General features: G+C 70.3%; 18 protein-coding genes. 2 read left to right on the top strand and 16 right to left on the bottom strand.

Features of this window, described 5'->3' with window-relative positions:
- Positions 1–71: 71 nt before the first annotated feature.
- From AC0HS0_RS00650 to AC0HS0_RS00635, 4 genes are all read right to left on the bottom strand, one after another.
- Entirely contained in the window at positions 72–1,439 is a 1,368-nt protein-coding gene (locus AC0HS0_RS00650; RefSeq protein ID WP_472960937.1) for a cation:proton antiporter, read from the bottom strand.
- A gap of 3 nt (positions 1,440–1,442) precedes the next feature.
- Positions 1,443–1,973, bottom strand: a complete 531-nt coding sequence (locus AC0HS0_RS00645) for a cation:proton antiporter regulatory subunit (RefSeq protein WP_472960936.1) — start codon at positions 1,971–1,973, stop codon at positions 1,443–1,445.
- Positions 1,974–2,079: 106 nt separating this feature from the next.
- Positions 2,080–3,987 carry a glycerol-3-phosphate dehydrogenase/oxidase gene (locus AC0HS0_RS00640; RefSeq protein ID WP_472960935.1) on the bottom strand — a complete coding sequence of 636 codons (1,908 nt, stop codon included), beginning with the start codon at positions 3,985–3,987 and terminating at the stop codon, positions 2,080–2,082.
- Between the two features lie 54 nt (positions 3,988–4,041).
- On the bottom strand, positions 4,042–5,160 hold the full coding sequence (locus AC0HS0_RS00635; protein WP_472962075.1) for a GuaB3 family IMP dehydrogenase-related protein: 1,119 nt from the start codon (positions 5,158–5,160) through the stop codon (positions 4,042–4,044).
- Between the two features lie 45 nt (positions 5,161–5,205).
- Between AC0HS0_RS00635 and AC0HS0_RS00630 the strand changes: the two genes are divergently transcribed.
- Positions 5,206–6,354: a MalY/PatB family protein gene (locus AC0HS0_RS00630; protein ID WP_472960933.1), complete on the top strand. Its 1,149-nt coding sequence runs from the start codon at positions 5,206–5,208 to the stop codon at positions 6,352–6,354.
- An 18-nt stretch (positions 6,355–6,372) separates the two neighbouring features.
- Here AC0HS0_RS00630 and AC0HS0_RS00625 read toward each other — a convergent pair whose 3' ends face one another.
- The 4 genes from AC0HS0_RS00625 to groES form a co-directional block, all read right to left on the bottom strand.
- Positions 6,373–8,061 (bottom strand): ABC-F family ATP-binding cassette domain-containing protein, encoded by a 1,689-nt coding sequence (locus AC0HS0_RS00625; RefSeq protein WP_472960931.1) that lies wholly within the window; start codon positions 8,059–8,061, stop codon positions 6,373–6,375.
- Between the two features lie 96 nt (positions 8,062–8,157).
- Entirely contained in the window at positions 8,158–9,660 is a 1,503-nt protein-coding gene (gene guaB / locus AC0HS0_RS00620; protein ID WP_472960930.1) for an IMP dehydrogenase, read from the bottom strand.
- A 92-nt stretch (positions 9,661–9,752) separates the two neighbouring features.
- On the bottom strand, positions 9,753–10,718 hold the full coding sequence (gene rarD / locus AC0HS0_RS00615; RefSeq protein WP_472960928.1) for an EamA family transporter RarD: 966 nt from the start codon (positions 10,716–10,718) through the stop codon (positions 9,753–9,755).
- A gap of 76 nt (positions 10,719–10,794) precedes the next feature.
- Positions 10,795–11,091: a co-chaperone GroES gene (groES, locus tag AC0HS0_RS00610; protein ID WP_022889766.1), complete on the bottom strand. Its 297-nt coding sequence runs from the start codon at positions 11,089–11,091 to the stop codon at positions 10,795–10,797.
- A gap of 151 nt (positions 11,092–11,242) precedes the next feature.
- Between groES and AC0HS0_RS00605 the strand changes: the two genes are divergently transcribed.
- Positions 11,243–12,430 (top strand): THUMP-like domain-containing protein, encoded by a 1,188-nt coding sequence (locus AC0HS0_RS00605; RefSeq protein WP_472960927.1) that lies wholly within the window; start codon positions 11,243–11,245, stop codon positions 12,428–12,430.
- A 27-nt stretch (positions 12,431–12,457) separates the two neighbouring features.
- Here the strand turns inward: AC0HS0_RS00605 and AC0HS0_RS00600 are convergent, their stop codons facing one another.
- From AC0HS0_RS00600 to glmS, 8 genes are all read right to left on the bottom strand, one after another.
- Positions 12,458–13,102: a DUF4190 domain-containing protein gene (locus AC0HS0_RS00600; RefSeq protein WP_472960926.1), complete on the bottom strand. Its 645-nt coding sequence runs from the start codon at positions 13,100–13,102 to the stop codon at positions 12,458–12,460.
- A gap of 111 nt (positions 13,103–13,213) precedes the next feature.
- A complete protein-coding gene (gene tsaD / locus AC0HS0_RS00595; RefSeq protein ID WP_472960924.1) occupies positions 13,214–14,329 on the bottom strand; it encodes a tRNA (adenosine(37)-N6)-threonylcarbamoyltransferase complex transferase subunit TsaD in 1,116 nt (371 codons plus the stop codon).
- Positions 14,326–14,760 (bottom strand): ribosomal protein S18-alanine N-acetyltransferase, encoded by a 435-nt coding sequence (rimI, locus tag AC0HS0_RS00590; RefSeq protein ID WP_472962073.1) that lies wholly within the window; start codon positions 14,758–14,760, stop codon positions 14,326–14,328. The genes tsaD and rimI overlap by 4 nt, the downstream gene beginning before the upstream one ends.
- 86 nt (positions 14,761–14,846) lie before the next feature.
- On the bottom strand, positions 14,847–15,467 hold the full coding sequence (gene tsaB, locus AC0HS0_RS00585; RefSeq protein ID WP_472960923.1) for a tRNA (adenosine(37)-N6)-threonylcarbamoyltransferase complex dimerization subunit type 1 TsaB: 621 nt from the start codon (positions 15,465–15,467) through the stop codon (positions 14,847–14,849).
- Between the two features lie 20 nt (positions 15,468–15,487).
- Complete coding sequence (gene tsaE / locus AC0HS0_RS00580) at positions 15,488–15,928, bottom strand: tRNA (adenosine(37)-N6)-threonylcarbamoyltransferase complex ATPase subunit type 1 TsaE (protein WP_472962071.1); 441 nt, start codon at positions 15,926–15,928, stop codon at positions 15,488–15,490.
- 44 nt (positions 15,929–15,972) lie between these two features.
- Positions 15,973–17,094, bottom strand: coding sequence for an alanine racemase (gene alr / locus AC0HS0_RS00575; protein ID WP_472960921.1), 1,122 nt, complete (start codon positions 17,092–17,094; stop codon positions 15,973–15,975).
- Positions 17,091–17,444 carry a holo-ACP synthase gene (locus tag AC0HS0_RS00570; RefSeq protein ID WP_472960919.1) on the bottom strand — a complete coding sequence of 118 codons (354 nt, stop codon included), beginning with the start codon at positions 17,442–17,444 and terminating at the stop codon, positions 17,091–17,093. Before AC0HS0_RS00570 ends, alr begins: the two co-directional genes overlap by 4 nt.
- Before the next feature lie 7 nt (positions 17,445–17,451).
- Positions 17,452–19,302 carry a glutamine--fructose-6-phosphate transaminase (isomerizing) gene (gene glmS / locus AC0HS0_RS00565; RefSeq protein ID WP_472960918.1) on the bottom strand — a complete coding sequence of 617 codons (1,851 nt, stop codon included), beginning with the start codon at positions 19,300–19,302 and terminating at the stop codon, positions 17,452–17,454.
- Between the last annotated feature and the right edge of the window lie 11 nt (positions 19,303–19,313).

Raw genomic sequence — 19,313 nt, 5'->3', positions numbered from 1 at the left:
TGGAGCATCGTGGTGCCGCCCGCCTGCGCCGGCGTGCCGGCGCTCGGGCTGCCGGGGGTGGTGTCGATGGGTCAGTCCCGCTTTCGTTCGACGGTCGTGTCCTGCTGCTGCATGGCCTGCTCGACGATCCGGCCCACAGCGTCGCGCGTGTCGCCTGCGCTCCTGTCGTCGCGGCGCGTGTCGGAGTCGAGATCGGCGGTCGCCGCCTCGACGAGTGCGATCTCCTCGTCGAGCATGGGATCGCGCTTCTTCCGCCGGTCGCGCCGCTTGGACGATCCGGACCGGAGAATCATCCCACCGATCTTCTCGGAGTTCGCTGCGAGGATCGGCCCGAGCACGGCCATGATCAGCACATACAGTCCCGCGAAAGGCACGATCCGCGGGTCGAGCCCCGCGCTGATCGACAGGGTCGCGAGGATGAGCGCGAACTCGCCCCGGTTCTGGAGGATGACGGTGGTGTTGATCCCGGCCTGCGGACCGAAGCCGTTGATCCACGCCACGAACTGCCCGGCGAGGATGTTCAGCACGATCGTCATGGCCACGGCGATGAGCACCGGCCCGAGCACGGACGGGAACTTCGCCGGGTCGAGCTCGAGCCCGAAGTTGAGGAAGAAGAACGCCGCGAACACATCGCGCAACGGGATCGCGATGTGCTCGATCTTGTTGCGGTACTTCGTCGCGCCGAGCACGAGCCCGATGAGGAACGCGCCGATCGCGTCGGTGACACCGAGGATCTCGCCGATCCCCGCGAACAGCACCGCCAGGCCGAAGAAGAGGATGGTGAAGAGCTCGTCGTCCTTCGTGCGGAAGAGGCGCGAGACGTATCTCCCGCCGAATCGCGCGAGCGTGAACATCACCACGAGGAAGAGGAACGCCACCCCGAGCTTTCCCACAACGGGCCAGAGCTCGGTCTCGCCGCTCAGGACGACCGACACGATGGCGAGGTAGATCGCGATGAAGATGTCCTCCACCACGGTGACGCCCAGGATCATCGGCGTCTCGGTGTTGGGCAGGCGGCGCAGCTCGATCAGCAGCTTCGTCACGATCGCGGAGGACGAGGTGGCCGTCATCCCGGCGATGATCAGGGCCTCCCGCGTGCCCCAGCCGACCCAGAACCCGAACGCGAGCCCGACGCCCATGTTGATGAGGATGTAGGAGCCGCCCGACACGATGAGCTTGCCGAAGTTGCCGAAGAACTCGTCCTGGTCGAACTCCAGGCCGAGATTGAACAGCAGCAGGATGAGCCCGAAGATCGCGATGAGCTCGATGTAGTTGCTCTCGAAGTTCAGCGGGAACCAGCCGGTGTGCGGGCTGGCCAGCAGACCGACGAGCATGTAGATGGGGATCGCGGGGAGACCCACCAGCTTGCCGAGGCGTCCCAGCACGTACGCGACGAGCAGGAGGATGCCGAGAATGATGAGGTCTTCTCCGAGATGCATGGATCAGCCTCCCGGCGGCGCGTCGGCAGTGGCGCGGACCGTGGTCTCACCCGTGCGGAAGAAGGCGAAGGCCTTGGCGACCTTCTCGGGCGTGCCGGCGACGACGAGAGTGTCACCGGGGAAGACCTTGAAGTCGGGTGCGGGCGCCGGGTTGGCGGAGTCGCCGCGCACGACGGCGACGACGGTCAGGCCGACGAAGCCGCGGTCGCCGGGCGCGCCGAGCTGCTGCCCTGCGATGTAGTCCTCGTAGTCGACCGTGAACCAGTCGATGCTGAGGCCGGGGATCTGGTCGAGCGCGGTGAGCGACTCGGTGATCTGCGTGCCGCCGAGGAGCTCGGCGAGCGTGTGCGCCTCGTCTTCGTTGAGGCGCAGCGAGACCTTGGTCACGTCGGCGCCGTCTTCGTGGTCTGAGAAGGTCACCAGGTCGCTGTGCCCGGAGCGATGCGCGATGACGCCGACTTTGCCCCCGTCGTCCGTGACGAAGGTGTGCAACACCCCGACCCCGGGCAGTTTGACCCGTCGAACGTCAACCATTTATCCGTCTCCATCCGTCGCGGGCACTGGGTCCCAGTTTACCGGAGGGGGATTTCGGACTCTTTTCGCTCGATCAACGACTTCTGATAAGCGGCCGACTGATGCCTCACTCGTCCGTCGGCGGCTGCGCCCCCTCCGGTAGGGGCTTCTCGGCGGCCTTGGCGCGCGGCGCCCGCTTGGCGCCCGCTGTGCCCGCGCCACCGTTCGCCGTGCGCGTGACCTCGGCCGCCTTCGCCGCCGCCGCGTCCACGTCGACGATGTCGGGGGCCTCCAGCCGCACCCGGTCGGCCGAGGCGTCGTCGGGCTGCAGCTGGCTCTCGCGTTCGGCGGCCACGCGCTTCAGGTAGGTCTGCACCTCGCGCTCCTCGCGAGCCGCGTCCCAGCCGAGCACGCCGGCCATCAGCGAGGCGGCCACCGGCGCCGCCGAGACGCCGCGGTCCCACGCCTCGATGGAGATGCGCGTGCGGCGGGCGAGCACGTCCTCCAGGTGGAGGGCGCCCTCGTGGCTGGCCGCGTACACGACCTCCGCCCCGATGTAGTCGTCGGCCCCCGGCAGCGGCGACGCCAGCGACGGATCGTGGCGCACCAGGGCCAGGATGTCCTCCGTCATCGTGCCGTAGCGGTTCAGCAGGTGCTCGACGCGGGCCGGATGGAGGCCGGACTCGCCGGCGATCCGGCCGCGGCGGTTCCAGGCCGCCTGATAGCCCTCGGCGCCGACCAGTGGGATCTCCATCGTCGTGCTCGCCGGGATCTTGCCGTCCAGCGCGTCGACGGCCGCGTCGATCGCGTCCTTCGCCATGACCCGGTACGTCGTCCACTTGCCTCCGGCGATCACGACCAGGCCGGGCACGGAGTGCGCGACGAGGTGCTCACGGGACAGCTTCGAGGTCTCCTCCGACTCGCCGGCGAGCAGGGGTCGGAGGCCAGCGTAGACGCCCTCCACGTCCTCCCGGGTGAGCGGCACGTTGAGCACCTGGTTCACGTGGGCGAGCAGGTAGTCGATGTCGGCCGCCGTCGCCGCCGGGTGGGCCTTGTCGAGATGCCAGTCGGTGTCCGTCGTGCCAATGAGCCAGTGGCGCCCCCACGGGATGACGAAGAGCACACTCTTCTCGGTGCGCAGGATCAGGCCCATCTTCGACTGGAACCGGTCGCGCGGCACGACGAGGTGGATGCCCTTGGATGCGCGCACCTTGAACTGGCCGCGCTCCCCGACCATCGCCTGGGTGTCGTCGGTCCACACACCGGTCGCGTTGACGACCTGCTTGGCACGGATCTCGAAGCGCTCGCCGGTCTCCTGGTCGAGCGCCTGCACGCCGACGACCCGCTCGCCGACCTTGAGGAAGCCCTCCACCCGCACGCGCGTCGCGACGTGCGCGCCGTAGTGCGCGGCCGTGCGCGCGAGCGTCGCCGTGTAACGGGCGTCGTCGACCTGCGCGTCGTAGTAGGTGATCCCGCCGACCAGTGCGCTCGGTGACATGCTCGGGATCGCCTTCAGCACCTGCCGCCTGCTGAGGTGGCGGTGGTGCGGCACCCCGGGCGGGCGGCCTCCGCTGTAGGAGAAGATGTCGTACAACATCATGCCGGCGCCGATGTAGAACCGCTCGAACACGCGCTTGTGCAGCGGGTAGAGGAAGCGCACGGGCTTGACCAGGTGCGGTGCGATGCGCTGCAGCAGCAGGCCGCGCTCGATGAGCGCCTCCCGCACCAGGCCGAAGTCGAGCTGCTCGAGGTAGCGGATGCCGCCGTGTACGAGTTTGGAGGAGCGGCTGGAGGTTCCCGACGCGAAGTCGCGGGCCTCCACCAGTCCGACGCTGAGGCCGCGGGTCACGGCGTCGACGGCCGCACCGGTGCCGACGATGCCGGCGCCGACGACGAGGATGTCGAGTTCGGTGTCTTTGAGGGCCTGGATCGCAGCGGCACGCTCGGCCGGGCCGAGTCGTGAAGGATAGGCCACCGCTGCGGATCCTGCCTCCGAAGACAGGGCAGTGGAGCCGGACGGGGATGTCGTCGCCATCGTTTCCTCCTCCCCCGGCCGCCTTCGGCCGGGACCTTAGTGCGTCTGACTGTGTTACTGGGTCAAGTACGGCGCGACCACGACCTCGACGCGCTGGAACTCCTTCAAGTCCGAGTATCCCGTCGTTGCCATGCTCCTGCGCAAGGCCCCCACGAGATTCGCAGTTCCCTCGGCCACCGGTGCGGGACCGTACAGGATCTCTTCGAGCGGAGCGACCTGGCCGACCTCGACGCGGTTGCCGCGGGGCAGCTGCTGGTGGTGGGCCTCTGCGCCCCAGTGCCAGCCGCCCCCGGGTGCGTCGGTCGCGCGGGCGAGCGTGGTGCCGAGCATGACAGCGTCGGCGCCGCAGGCGATCGCCTTGACGATGTCTCCGGAGCTGCCGAGGCCGCCGTCGGCGATGACGTGCACGTAACGGCCGCCCGACTCGTCCATGTAGTCGCGGCGCGCACCGGCGACGTCGGCCACGGCCGTCGCCATCGGGGCGTGGATGCCGAGGGTGGACCGCGTCGTGGAGGCCGCGCCTCCGCCGAAGCCCACGAGCACACCGGCCGCGCCTGTGCGCATGAGGTGCAGCGCCGCGGTGTACGTGGCGGCGCCGCCGACGATCACCGGGACGTCGAGCTCATAGATGAACTTCTTGAGGTTGAGGGGCTCGACGCTCTTCGAGACGTGCTCGGCCGAGACCGTCGTGCCGCGGATGACGAACAGGTCGACACCGGCCTCCACGACCGTCTGGTAGAGCTCCTGGGTGCGCTGCGGCGAGAGCGCACCGGCGACGGTGACCCCACCCTCCCGGATCTCGGCGAGCCGTCGCGTGACCAGCTCGGGCTTGATCGGCTCCGCGTAGATCTCCTGCATGCGCCGCGTCGCCTTCTCGGCCGGCAGCTCACGGATCTCGGCGAGCAGCGGCTCCGGGTCTTCGTAGCGGGTCCAGACGCCCTCGAGGTCGAGCACGCCGAGGCCGCCCAGCTGGCCCATCATGATCGCCGTCGTCGGTGAGACGACGGAGTCCATCGGGGCGGCGAGGAACGGGATGGCGAACTGGTACGCGTCGATCGTCCAGGAGACCGAGACGTCCTCGGGATCGCGGGTGCGACGGCTGGGCACCACCGCGACGTCGTCGAAGGCGTACACGCGGCGTGCGCGCTTGGCGCGCCCGATCTCAATCTCCATACTCACAGGTTCAGTCTATGGCGCGGCACTGGCAGAGTAGGCAGGGTGACCGTCGACGCAGAGCCCCTCGCCCGTCTCCGCCAGCGCACGAGCGAGAAATGGCGGGCATATCCCGACGACGTGCTGCCGCTCTTCGTCGCCGAGATGGACTACCCGCTGGCCCCGCCGATCGCGGCGGCGCTGCATGCGGCGGTCGACCGCAGCGACACGGGCTACGTCGGCCCCGAGCGCGGTCTGGAGACGGCGTTCGCCGCGTACGCGGGTGACGCCTGGGGCTGGGAGGTCGACGAGGCCGGGGTGCGCACCTCCACCGACATCGGCGTCGTCGTGGTGGAGGCGCTCCGCCGCCTGATCGCTCCCGGCGACCGGGTCGTCATCACGCCGCCCGTGTACCCGCCGTTCTTCTCGTACGTGACGGAGGCGGGCGGTGTCGTCGAGGAGGTGCCGCTGCTGACCGGCGTCGACGGGGCGGGCTGGTCCCTCGACCTGGCCGGGATCGAGGCCGCCTTCGCCTCGGGCGCGCGCGCCCTGCTGCTCTGCAACCCGCACAACCCGCTCGGGCTGGTGCACCCTCCCGAGCACCTCGCGGCGATCGCCTCGCTCGCCGCGCACTACGGAGCCCACGTCGTGAGTGACGAGGTGCATGCCTCGCTCACCCACCGCGACGCGCAGTTCACGCCGTTCCTGTCGGTCTCCGACGACGCCCGCCGCGTCGGTGTCGCCGCGCACGCCGCGAGCAAAGCCTGGAACCTCGCCGGCCTCAAGTGCGCGTTCTTCGTGGCGACCGGCTCAGAGATGATCGACCGCGTGCGCGCGCTCCCGATCGAGATCGAGGAGCGCACGAGCCTGTTCGGACGCATCGCGACCGAGACGGCCTACCGTGAAGGAGGCCCGTGGCTGGAGGGCGTGCTCGACGCGATCGAGTCGAACCGCGCTCTGCTCGCGCGTCTGCTCGCCGAGCACCTCCCCGAGGCGGTGTACCACGAGCCGCAGGCGAGCTACCTGGCCTGGGTCGACCTCCGCGCGTTCGGCTGGGGCGACGACCCGGCCGCGCACATCCTCGAGAACGCGCGCGTCGCCTTCGCGAACGGTCCTGCCTTCGGCCGCGAAGGCCGCGGCTTCGTACGCGTCAACCTGGCATGCTCGCCGGAGGTGCTGGTCGAGGCGATCGAGCGCGTCGCGGCGCTGCACTAGCAGCCCCTGGCAGTTGGGTCACCTCCCCCGCACCACCCGTGCTTCGTCCCACACCGGCTCGTCGGACTCGTAGACCAGGCCATCGGCGCCGAACACGAGGTAGCGGTCGAAGCCGCGCGCGAACCAGCGGTCGTGGGTGACGGCGACTACCGTGCCCTCGTACTCCGCGAGGCCGTCCTCGAGCGCTTCTGCCGAGACCAGGTCGAGGTTGTCGGTCGGCTCGTCGAGCAGCAGCAGCGTCGCGCCGGACAGCTCGAGGAGGAGGATCTGGAGGCGCGCCTGCTGCCCACCCGACAGCGACTCGAACGTCTGCTCGGCCGACGCTGCCAGACCGTAGCGGTCGAGCACGCGGCTGGCGGCCTCGCGCGGCATGCCCGCCCGGCGGTCGTCGCCGCGGTGCAGGATGTCGAGCAGCGTCCTCCCCACCAGCTCGGGATGCTCGTGCGCCTGCGCGAACAGGCCGGGGGCCACCCGAGCGCCCAGCTTCGCAACGCCCGTGTGCGGCACCGGAGCAGCGGCGGCGTCCGCCGACGCCAGGTGCCCGGCCGCCGGGTCCGGGTCGGTGCCTCCCGCGGCCAGGAGGCGCAGGAAGTGCGACTTGCCCGAGCCGTTCGAGCCGAGCACGGCGATGCGTTCCCCGAACCAGACCTCCAGGTCGAACGGCCGCATCAGTCCGGTCAACTCCAGGCCGTCGCACTCGATCACGCGGCGCCCCGTGCGCGCACCGGTGAGACGCATGCGCACATTCTGCTCACGCGGCCGCTCCTGCGGCGGGCCGGCCGCCTCGAACCTCGCGAGGCGGGTCTGCGCCGCCTGATAAGCAGACGCCAGGTCGCTGTTGTACTTGGCCTTCTCTTTGAAGCGCAGCACGAGAGCCTTCAGCTTGGCCTGCTCTTCGTCCCAGCGGCGACGGAGCTCCTCCAGCCGGGCCATCCGCTCCTCGCGCGCTTCGTGGTAGCCGCCGAACCCGCCTCCGTGCGTCCACGTGGTGTTGCCGGCGCCTCCGAGCTCGAGGGTGACGATGCGGTCGGCGGCACGAGCCAGCAGCTCCCGGTCGTGGGAGACCAGCAGCACCGTCTTGGGCGTGGCGCGGAGCTGCTCCTCGAGCCAGCGCTTGGCGGGCACGTCGAGGTAGTTGTCCGGCTCGTCGAGGAGGAGCACCTGCTCCGGACCGCGAAGGAGCGCCTCCAGCACGAGCCGCTTCTGCTCGCCGCCGGACAGCGAGCGCACGCTGCGGTATTGGGCGCGCTCGAACGGGATGCCGAGCGCCGCCGTCGTGCAATGATCCCAGACGACCTCCTGGTCGTATCCGCCCGCGTCGGCGTAGTCGGTGAGCGCGGTGGCATAACGCATCTGGGTCGCCGTCTCGTCGCGCTCGATGAGGGACTCCTCGGCCGCGGCGAGCGCCTCCGCCGCGCGCCGGACGGCGGCGGGCGCCACGAGGACCAAGAGGTCGCGGACGGTGCGATCGTCGCGCACGTGCCCGACGAACTGGTCCATCACTCCGAGGCCTCCGTCGATGACGACGCCTCCGCTGTCGGGCCGCAGGTCGCCGCGGATGATCCGCAGCAGGGTCGACTTGCCTGCGCCGTTGGCGCCGATCAGCGCCGAGACGCTGCCCTCCCCGACCCGGAACGACACGTCGTCCAGCAGAGGTCGGCCGTCGGCGAGCGCGTACGAGACGCCCGATACGTCGATGTGACCCATGGTCGGCTTCCTGTCGTCCGGCGAGCAAAGCCTTCCAGCATAGACGAAACCGCCGTGCGCGGGAATGCGGACGGCGGTTTCGCACGGGTGCGTCGGTCAGCGACGGTAGTTCGGCGCCTCCACGACCATCTGGATGTCGTGCGGGTGCGACTCCTTGAGCCCGGCCGCGGTGATGCGGACGAACCGGCCGCGCTCCTTCAGCTCCGGGATCGTGCGCGCACCGACGTAGAACATCGACTGGCGCAGGCCGCCGACGAGCTGGTAGGCCACAGCCGCGAGCGGGCCGCGGTACGGGACCTGACCCTCGATGCCCTCGGCGATCAGCTGCTCGTCGCTCGGCACATCCGCCTGGAAGTAGCGGTCGCGCGAGTATGAGGTCTTCTTGCCGCGGGTCTGGAGGGCGCCCAGGGAGCCCATGCCGCGGTAGTTCTTGAACTGCTTGCCGTTGACGAACACGAGGTCGCCTGGAGACTCCGCCGTGCCGGCCAGCAGCGAGCCCAGCATGACGCTGTCCGCTCCTGCGACGAGAGCCTTGGCGATGTCGCCCGAGTACTGGAGGCCGCCGTCCGCGATGAGGGGGACGTTCGCCGCGCGGGCGGCGAGCGACGCCTCGTACACGGCGGTCACCTGCGGCACGCCGACGCCCGCGACGACGCGGGTGGTGCAGATGGAGCCGGGGCCGACGCCCACCTTGATGGCGTCGGCACCCGCGTCGATGAGCGCCTGCGCGCCGGCGCGGGTGGCGACGTTGCCGCCGATCACGTCGACGTGCGACGCGCGCGGCTCGTGCTTGAGGCGGCTGATGATGTCGAGCACGCCGGCCGAGTCGCCGTTGGCGGTGTCGACGACGATGACGTCGACACCCGCGTCGACCAGGGTCATCGCGCGGTCCCAGGCATCGCCGAAGAAGCCGATAGCGGCGCCGACCCGCAGGCGGCCCTCGTCGTCCTTGGTGGCGTCGGGGTACTTCTCGCTCTTGTCGAAGTCCTTGACGGTGATGAGACCGCGGAGATTGCCGTCGGCGTCGACGAGTGGAAGCTTCTCGATCTTGTGCTCGGCGAAGATCGCGACGGCGGCGTCCGGGTCGATGCCGACCGGGGCGGTGATGAGCGGCATGCGCGTCATCACGTCGCGGACGAGCGTCGTCGAGCGCTCGAACGGCGACACGAAGCGCATGTCGCGGTTCGTGATGATGCCGACGAGCTTGCCGTCGCCCTCCACCACGGGGAGGCCGGACACGCGGAACTGACCGCACAGGGCGTCGACCTCTTCGACCGTCGCCTCGGGAGTGGTGGTCACCGGGTTGGTGATCATGCCCGACTCGGAGCGCTTGACCTTGTCGACGTTGGTCGCCTGGTCTTCGATGGAGAGGTTGCGATGGATGATGCCGATGCCGCCGTGACGGGCCATGGCCACGGCCATGCGCGACTCGGTCACGGTGTCCATGGCGCTGGACAGCAGCGGTGTCGCCATGGTGATCCGCTTGGTCAGGCGAGTCGAGGTGTCCGCCTCGCTCGGGATGACGTCGGTGTGCCCGGGGAGGAGCATGACGTCGTCGTAGGTCAAACCGATGAATCCGAACGGATCCGCCTGGTCCATTTCACCCCTATCAAGGTCGCGCGAGTGTGGATGTCCAATGGTAACGGCAGAACCTGGGGGTCTATTCCGCCCGCCGACCGCTCAGCGGCCGCTCACTCCATCGTGGCGAGGTCGAGTTCGGCCTGCTTGCGGCCCTGCCGGGCGGCGACGATCATGTCGACGCTCAGGATGAGCAGCGCGAGCCAGACGATCGCGAATCCGATCCAGCGCTCCGGCGGCATCGCCTCGTTCAGTACGACCACGCCCACCAGGAACTGGATGAACGGCGCGAAGTACTGGATGAAGCCCATGTAGACCAGCGGCAGTCTCCGGGAGGCCGCGGCGAAGAACAGCAGCGGCACCGCGGTGATGACGCCGGCGCCGACGAGCAGCACCGTGTGCCACGGGCCGTTGCTGCCGATGGTCAGCCCGGCGGTGAACGAGACCACGATGAGCTGGACGATGGCCACCGGAGTCAGCCACATCGTCTCGAGGGTGAGCCCGGAGACGGCGTCGACGCGGCCGCCCACGCGCTTCTTGATGAGACCGTAGAAGCCGAACGAGAACGCGAGGATCAGCGCGATCCACGGGATCTGTCCGTACCCGACGCCGAGCACGATCACCGCCACGATGCTCACGCCGACCGCCACCCACTGGGCGACGCGCAGCCTCTCCCGCTGCACGACGACCCCGAGGAACACGGTGACGATCGGATTGATGAAGTAGCCGAGGGCGGCCTCCACCACGTGCCCGCTCACGGTCGCCAGCACGTAGGTCTGCCAGTTGACGTAGATGAGGGCGCCGGCGAGGCCCATCGTGAAGAGCACGCGCCGGTCTTTCAGCAGCGAGCCGAACGTGCGCCACGACCGGGTGACGGCGATCGCGATGGCGCAGAAGGCCAGCGAGAAGATCACGCGCCAGGCGACGATCTCCCACGCGGTGGCCGGCGCGAGCGCGAGGAAGTAGATGGGGAGGATGCCCCAGAGGACGTACGCGGAAATCGCATAGATCAGGCCGGATCGGCGGTGTTCGGTGAGGGGCTGCGGCACTTCCACGACACTACTCCGTGCCGGGGACATCAGCGGCCCGGCAGCAGCGCTGAAGATGACGAAAGGCCCGGGTGCTCAGCACCCGGGCCTTTCGTGAAGGGGTTCGTCAGCGGACGACGACCGCGAGCACGTCGCGAGCCGAGAGGACCAGGAAGTCCTCGCCGCCGAACTTGACCTCGGTGCCCCCGTACTTGGAGTAGATCACCTTGTCGCCGACGGCGACGTCGAGCGGCACGCGGTTGCCGTTGTCGTCGATGCGGCCCGGTCCGACGGCGACGACCTCGCCCTCCTGGGGCTTCTCCTTGGCGGTGTCGGGGATGACCAGACCGGAAGCAGTGGTCTGCTCAGCCTCGACCTGCTTGATGACGATGCGATCTTCGAGCGGCTTGATGGAGACCGACACGGTTGACCTCTTTCTTTGGTGAACTCAGTCTTTGCGAACTCAGGTGGTGTGCGGCTTGCGTTAGCAAACTCGCACGGAGAGTGCTAACCACGAGTCTAGGGGGTGCGTTAGCAGTCCCGCAACGTGAGTGCCAGAAGGTACCGTGGTCCACATGGACCGGTCCGAACTCGTCGAACTGCTGAGCCCCGAAGGGCTGCGCTTGCTCGACTCGCTGCCCCCGTACCGGTCCGAGACGGACGTGCTGAGCATGGTCACGTCCCTGCGCAAGCAGGGCCACTCCCCCGCGCTCGTGGCCGCCGTTCTCACCCAGGCGAAGCTCCGCAAGAAGGCCGCGGGCAAGTTCGGCGAGTTCGCCTCCCGGATGCTCTTCACGGAGGCCGGGCTCGAACAGGCGACACGCCTGTCGGTCGCTGCGCGCCACGCCGGACGCTTCCGAGCGGCCGGGCTGACCCGCATCGCCGACCTCGGCTGCGGGATCGGCGGCGACGCCCTGGCCATCGCCGCACTCGACCTGGAAGTCACGGCGGTCGACGCCGACGAGGTCACCGCCGCGATCGCCGCCTTCAACCTGGCCCCGTTCCCCTCCGCGACGGTCGAACACCGGCGGGCGGAGGACGTGAACCTGCGCTCGATCGACGGTGTCTACCTCGACCCGGCGCGACGGACCGCCGGGCACACCGACACCGACAGGCTCACCGACCCCGACGACTACACCCCGTCTCTCGGCTTCGCCTACGAACTGGCGACCGGTCGTTCGGTCGGGTTGAAGCTCGGACCCGGGTTCGACAGGGACCTCATCCCCTCCACGGCCGAAGCGCAGTGGGTGTCTGCCGACGGCCAAGTGGTGGAGCTCGGGCTGTGGTTCGGTGCGCTTGCACGCTCGGGCATCCGGCGCTCGGCCCTGGTTCTGCGGGGCGACGACGGTCACGAGTTGACCGGGGAGGCGGACAGCGAAGACGCCGAGACGGGCGAGCTGGGCGAGTACCTGTACGAGCCCGACGGCGCTGTCATCCGCGCGCGCCTGATCGGAGACCTGGCACGCCGACTCGACGGCCGGATGCTCGGCGACGGGATCGCCTACATCACGGCGGACGTCGCCAGAGAGACGCCCTTCGCTGCGGGATTCCGCATCCTGGAGACCCTGCCGTTCGCCGAGAAGGACCTCAAGAAGGCGCTGCGGGCGCGCGATATCGGCACACTCGAGATCAAGAAGCGCGGGGTGGATGTCGACCCGGCGGCGCTGCGCACCCGGCTCAAGCTCTCCGGCGGCCGTCCGGCGACGGTCATCCTGACCCGCGTCGGCGGCAAGCACACGGCGCTGCTCGCCGAACGGCTCTGAGAGCCGCCCGGCGAGCGCCGTGCCAGGTCAGTACCGGTAGGTCGCGTTGAAGTTCGCGAGGATGATGCCCAGGACGATCCAGAAGATGATCGCGATGACCACGCTGACGAAGCCGAGGATGATGCCGGTCAGCCAGAACCCCTTGGCGTGGGGCTCCTTGCTGCGCCCGATGAAGCCGAGCACGATCGCGGCGACGCCGAACAGGAAGCCGATGCCCCACGCGAACGTCAGGACGATGCCGACGATGCCGCCGACGAGCGACAGGATGCTGAGGATCGGCGACTTCGCGGCCGGCTGCGCATACGGCTGCGCGTAGCCGGGCGCGGGCTGCCCGTAGGCGGGCTGCCCGTAGCCGGGCGCGGGAGGCTGCTGACCGTAGGGCTGCTGCGGCTGCTGCCCGTAGGGCTGCTGCTGCTGTCCGTATGGCTGTTGCGGCTGCTGCCCGTACGGCTGCTGGGCCTGCGGCGGCTGCTGGCCGTACGGCTGCTGCGGAGCGCCGTACCCGGGCGCGGCCGGAGGCACGGGAGGCGCCGGCGGCGCGACCGGAGGAACCGGCGGCACTCCGTCCGGGGCCGGTGCCGGGATGTCGGACGACGGCGGAACCGGCTGAGCGGGCGTTCCTTCCGTTCCTTCGGGCTCTGTTGCGCCTGACGGGGTATTCGGATCGGACATTCTGCCCATCTCCCTCTCTGGTGGCTTCCTGAGAAAATGCTGTACTGAGTCAATCGTCGCAGTGGGCCACCGGCGTGTCAACATTCCGCGTGAAGCCTGGCACACGGGGTGTCAGGCGGCTACTCCGCCCCCTGCGGCCACCTGGATGTCTGTCACGGGCAGGGTCGAGTCAGCGCCGAAGTCGAGTCGGCTGGGCTCCCGGCCCGCCATGATGAGCTGGGCGCCGAGCGCCGCGATCATGGCTCCATTGTCGGTGCACAGCGACAGCGCGGGGATCCGCAGGGTCACGCCGGCCTCCGCCGCGCGCTGCACGGCGAGTTGCCGCACCCGTGCGTTCGCGACGACCCCGCCGCCGAGCAGGAGGCGCGGCACCCCGTGGTCGAGGCACGCCGCGATCGCCTTGGTGAGGAGCACGTCGGCGACCGCCTCGCGGAACGAGGCCGCGACATCGGCGACGGGCACCTCCTCGCCGGCGTCCTGTCGCTGCTCCACCCAGCGGGCCACGGCGGTCTTGAGTCCGGAGAACGAGAAGTCGTAGCGGTGCCGCTCCAGGTCTTTGGGCTTGGTGAGCCCGCGCGGGAAGCGGATGGCGCGCGGGTCGCCGTCCGCGGCGACGCGGTCGATCTGCGGGCCGCCGGGGTACGGGAGGCCGAGCACACGCGCGACCTTGTCGAACGCCTCACCTGCCGCGTCGTCGATCGTCTCGCCGAGCAGCTCCACATCCGAGACCAGGTCGCGGACGAGCAGCAGCGAGGTGTGCCCTCCCGAGACCAGCAGGGCGACCGTCGGCACCTCGACGGGGTGCCCGGGACCCCCGGCCGCGTCGAGGACGTCGGCCCCGACATGGCCGACGAGGTGGTTGACCGCGTACAGCGGTTTGCCGAGCGAGAGAGCAAGAGCCTTGGCGGCGCCGACGCCGACCATCAGTGCGCCCGACAGGCCGGGGCCGCTCGTGACGGCGATCGCGTCAACGTCGGCGAGCTCGATGCCGGCGTCGTCCACAGCGGTGCGGAGGGTCGGCGTCAGCGCCTCGAGGTGCGCGCGCGCCGCGACCTCCGGTACGACGCCGCCGTAGCGCGCGTGCTCTTCCATCGACGACGCGATCGTGTTGGAGAGCAGCGTGGTTCCGCGCACGATGCCGACGCCGGTCTCGTCGCAGGAGGTCTCGATGCCGAGGACGAGGGGCCCGGCACCGTCCGCGCGGGCGTGGGAAGGGGTGCCGTTCATGCGATCGTGGTCTCCGGTGTCGGAACGGTGAGGCGCATGACGATCGCATCCACCCCGTCGGGCTGGTAGTAGTGGGGGCGCACGCCGATCTCCTCGAAGCCGAGGGAGCGGTAGAGGGTCTGCGCGCCGGGATTGTCGGCCCGCACCTCGAGGAAGACCTCGGTGGCGCCGCGCTGCCGCGCCTCGCCGATCAGGGCCAGCATGAGCGCCCGCCCGAGCCCGTGCCGGCGCGCGCCCGGCACGACGGCGATGGTCTGGATGTCACCCTCGCCTGCGCCGCGCGGGGCGAGCAGCCCGCCGTAGCCGTCGACGCGATCGGTTCCGTCGACCGGGACCGCCACGAGGTAGTACCCGTGCGGGCCGGTGAGCTCGGCGCGCATGGTGTCGGCCGACCAGGCATCGGTGACGAATGTCGAGCGCTCGATCTTCATGATCGCGTCGAGGTCGCGCTCGGTGGCGCGGCGCAGCTGCCACGACGCGTCAGCCTCGGGGCCCGCATGAGCAGAGGACTGCTCCGTCACGCGCTCACCCGCTTGGGACCGGACGACAGCGTGACGTCGGGAGAACGCAGGTACAGAGGCTCGTTCCGGTCGAAAGGGAGGCCGGCCGCGAACCGCAGCTCCGCGATCATCCCGAGCAGCCCGGCCGAGACCTCGACGGCGTCCTTGCGCGGCAGGTCGGTGTGCGGGAGGTCGTCGGGCTTCGCGAGGCCTGGGCCGTCGAGCCGCACGGGGAGGCCGTGCTCGTCGACGCCGGCGTACGCGGTCCAGTACCGCTCGCGCCGCCGGGCGTCGGTGACCACGAGCAGCGGGCCGGTGTGCCCCGCGAGGTAACGCCCGTAGGCGACCGCGTCGTGGCTGACGACCGGCACGAGCGGCCGGCCCGCCCCGAAGGCGAACGCGGTGGCCGCGGCGATGCCGACCCGCAGGCCGGTGAAAGGGCCCGGACCCATGCCCGCCACGACGCCGGACAGCGCGCCGACACCCGTGCCGGAGGCGTCGAGCGCCGCCCGGATGAGGTCGCCGACGACCTCGGCGTGCCGCATGGTGTCCGTCTCCCCGACCTCGGCCAGGATCCCGCCGTCGCGGTCGACGACGGCGACACTCGTTCCGGCGGAGGTGTCGATGGCGAGGAGCATGACTCCAGCCTAGGCGGTGGTCAGGACAGCCAGCGCGGCCCGAAGCCGGTGACGGTCACCGTCCGCGGCTCGTCCGCGTCGGACTCCGGGTCGGCGCCGCCCTGCGAGGCGCCGGTCGGCCGAACGATGTCGATTTCGAGCCAGGACTCCGCGACGCCGTCGAGCATGCCGCCGCCCCACTCGACCACGACGACCGAACGTGCGAAGTCGATGTCCAGGTCATCGAGCTCGAGGGCGCCGGAGAGCCGGTAGGCGTCGACGTGGACCAGCGGAACCCCTCCGACGAGGCTGGGGTGCGTCCGCGCCAGGACGAACGTCGGGCTGGTGACCGGTCCGCGCACCTCCAGGCCGTCGCCGATACCGCGCGTGAGGGTGGTCTTGCCCGCGCCCAGCGGGCCGGTCAGCACCAGGAGGTCGCCCGCGCGCAGCAGCCGCGCCAGCTCGACACCGAGCGCGTGCATGTCGTCACCGGTCGCGACCGTGCGGTCGACGAGCACCCGCCCGCTCACGCCCTCGCCCCGCGATAGCTGCGTCGCAGCCGGCCGCCCAGCCGCGTGACGATCTCGTAGCTGATCGTGTCGGCGGCATCCGCCCAGTCGTCCGCGCCCGGCACACCGGTGGCGGGATCGCCGAACAGCACGACCTCGTCGCCCACCGCGACCTCCGCGTCGCCCACGTCGACGACGAACTGGTCCATCGCCACCCGGCCGGCGATGCGGTACCGCTCTCCCGCGATCGACACCGGACCGCGCCCGGAGGCGTGCCGCGGGATGCCCTCGGCGTAGCCCAAGGGAACCAGCACCAGTGTCGTCTCGCCGACGGTCCGATAGGTGTAGTCGTACGACACGCCGGTGTCGGCCGGCACCCGGCGTACCGCGGCCACCTGCCCGCGCAGGGTCATCGCGGGCCGCAGCCCGAGTTCGACAGCCGACTCCGGCCCGAACGGGCTGAGACCGTAGACGGCCAGGCCGAGGCGGACCAGGTCGAATCGCGACTCCGGCAGGCTCAATGCCGCAGCGCTGGCGGCGATGTGGCGCAGCTCGGGCCGCAGGCCGGCCGCCTCGGCCTGTTCCAGTCCGCGTTCGAACACGGCGATCGCCGCGCGGTCGTCGTCGGGCGACGCGTTGGAGAGGTGGCTGAAGACACCGCGCACCACCAGGTCGCCGGTCTTCTCGAACTCGCGAGCGCGGGCGACCGCGACCTCCCACACCGAGGCGGGGATGCCGTTGCGGCTGAGCCCGGTCTCGATCTTCAGCTGGACGAACGCCGGAACCTCGGGAGTTCCCGCCGCCGCTGCAGCCTCCAGCTGCGCCAGCGACGAGATGCCCACGTCGACGCCTGCCGCGACGGCCTCGACGAAGTCCTCGTCCGGGTCGTGCAGCCACGCCAGCACGGGTGCGTCGATGCCGGAGGCCCGCAGCTGGAGCGCCTCGGCGATCTCGGCGACGCCGAGCCAGTCCGCGCCCCCGGCGAGCGCCGCCCTTGCGCACTCGACCGCGCCGTGACCGTAGGCGTTCGCCTTGACGACGGCCATCGCGTGCGGGGTCCCCACGATCTCACGCAGGCGCCGCACGTTGGCGGTGATGGCGTCGAGATCGATGACCGCCTCGCGGAACCCGGCACTCATGCGCGCTCCAGTACCACGAACGCGGTCGCGATTCCGGCGTCGTGCGACATCGAGACGTGGATGCGGGCGATCCCGCGTTCGGCGACCTGACGACCGACCACGTTGTGCAGCACGAACCCCGGGTTCCTCTCTTCGTCCGGCACGATCTCCATGTCGTGCCAGCGCACGCCCTCGGAGCCGCCGAGCGCCTTGATCAGCGCCTCCTTCGCCGCGAACCGCGCCGCGAGCGAGTGCACGGGCAGGCCGCGCTCGGCCTCCGTGAACAGGCGCTCACGCAGTTTGGGCGTGCGTTCCAGCGATCGGGCGAAGCGCGCCAGGTCGACGACGTCGACCCCGATGCCGGCGATCACGACGCTCCTACTCGACGGTGACGGACTTGGCCAGGTTGCGCGGCTGGTCGACGTCGAGGCCCTTGGCAGCCGAGAGCTCCATCGCGAAGATCTGCAGCGGCACGACCGACAGCAGCGGCTCGAACAGCGGAGCGGCGAGCGGGATGCGGATGACCTCGTCGGCGAACGGCAGCACCGCGGCATCACCGGCCTCGGCGATCGCGATGACGCGGGCGCCGCGGGCACGGATCTCCTGGATGTTGGAGACGACCTTCTTGTGCAGCTCGTCGGACCAGCGCGGGCTCGGGACGACCACGAAGACGGGCTGACCCGGCTCGATGAGGGCGATCGGGCCGTGCTTGAGCTCGCCGGCGGCGAAGCCCTCCGCGTGGATGTACGCCAGCTCCTTGAGCTTCAGCGCACCCTCCAGCGCGATCGGGTAGCCGACGTGACGGCCGAGGAACAGCACGGACCTGGTGTCGGACATCCAGTGCGCGAGCTGGGCGATCGTGGCGTGCGACTCGAGCACGGTGGCGATCTTCTCCGGCACGGCCAGCAGCTCCTCGACGGCATCGCGCTGCTGCGCGGCCGACAGCGTGCCGCGCACCCGGGCGAGGTGGAGGCCGAAGAGGTACAGCGCCGTGATCTGGGCCACGAACGCCTTGGTGGAAGCGACCGCGACCTCCGGGCCTGCGTGCGTATACAGCGCCGCGTCCGACTCACGCGGGATGGTCGCACCCTGCGTGTTGCAGACCGAGATGGCCTTCGCGCCGGCCTCGCGGGCGTACTTGACGGCCATCAGCGTGTCCATCGTCTCGCCGGACTGGCTGATCGAGATCACGAGCGTTCCGTCGGTGATGACCGGTTCGCGGTAGCGGAACTCGTGGCTGAGTTCCACCGTCACGGGAACCCGCGCCCACTTCTCGATCGCGTAGCTGCCGACCAGACCGGCGTAGGCGGCGGTGCCGCAGGCCACGATCGTGATGCGGTCGATCCCGGCGAGGAAGTCGTCGCCCACCGCATCGAGCTCGGGGATGTGCACCGTGCCGTCGACGATGCGCTGACGCAGCGTGTTCGCGACCGCGTCGGGCTCCTCGGCGATCTCCTTCGCCATGAAGGAGGACCAGCCGCCCTTCTCGGCGGCGGAGGCGTCCCACGCCACCTCGAAGGGCTCGACCTCGACGGGCGCGCCCTCGAAGTCGGTCACGGTGACGGAGTCGGGGGTGATCGTCACGATCTGGTCCTGGCCGATCGCGACGGCGCGACGGGTGTGCTCGACGAACGCCGCGACGTCGGAACCGAGGAAGTTCTCACCCTCGCCGAGCCCGATCACGAGCGGCGAGTTGCGGCGGGCGCCGACGACGACGTGCGGCTGGTCCTGGTGGAGCGCCAGCAGCGTGAAGGCGCCCTCGAGGCGCGACACGACGCGCTGGAACGCCTCGCTCAGGTCGCCGGTGGCGCGGTACTCGCGGCCGAGGAGCACGGCGGCGACCTCGGTGTCGGTCTCGGATTCGAACGCGAAGCCGTCGGCGAGGAGCTCGTCCTTCAGCGTGGCGAAGTTCTCGATGATCCCGTTGTGGATGACGGCCAGCCGGCCCTCGTCGCCGAGGTGCGGGTGCGCGTTGCGGTCGGTGGGGCCCCCGTGGGTCGCCCAGCGGGTGTGGCCGATGCCGGTGCCGCCGTTCGGGATCGGGTGCACGCCCAGATCGTCGGAGAGCACGGCGAGCTTGCCCGCCTTCTTGGCGGTACCCAGGCGCCCGTCAGGGTCGATGACCGCGATGCCCGCGGAGTCGTATCCGCGGTACTCCAGACGCTTCAGGCCGCCGAGCAGCACCTCCAGACTCCGGTCGGTACCGACGTACCCAACGATTCCACACATACGCCCGAGTC

It is taken from the genome of Leifsonia sp. PARNA 1/14, from assembly GCF_055720965.1.
The sequence above is the reverse complement of the archived record's forward strand: the minus strand, read 5'-3'. Positions and strand labels throughout refer to the sequence as shown.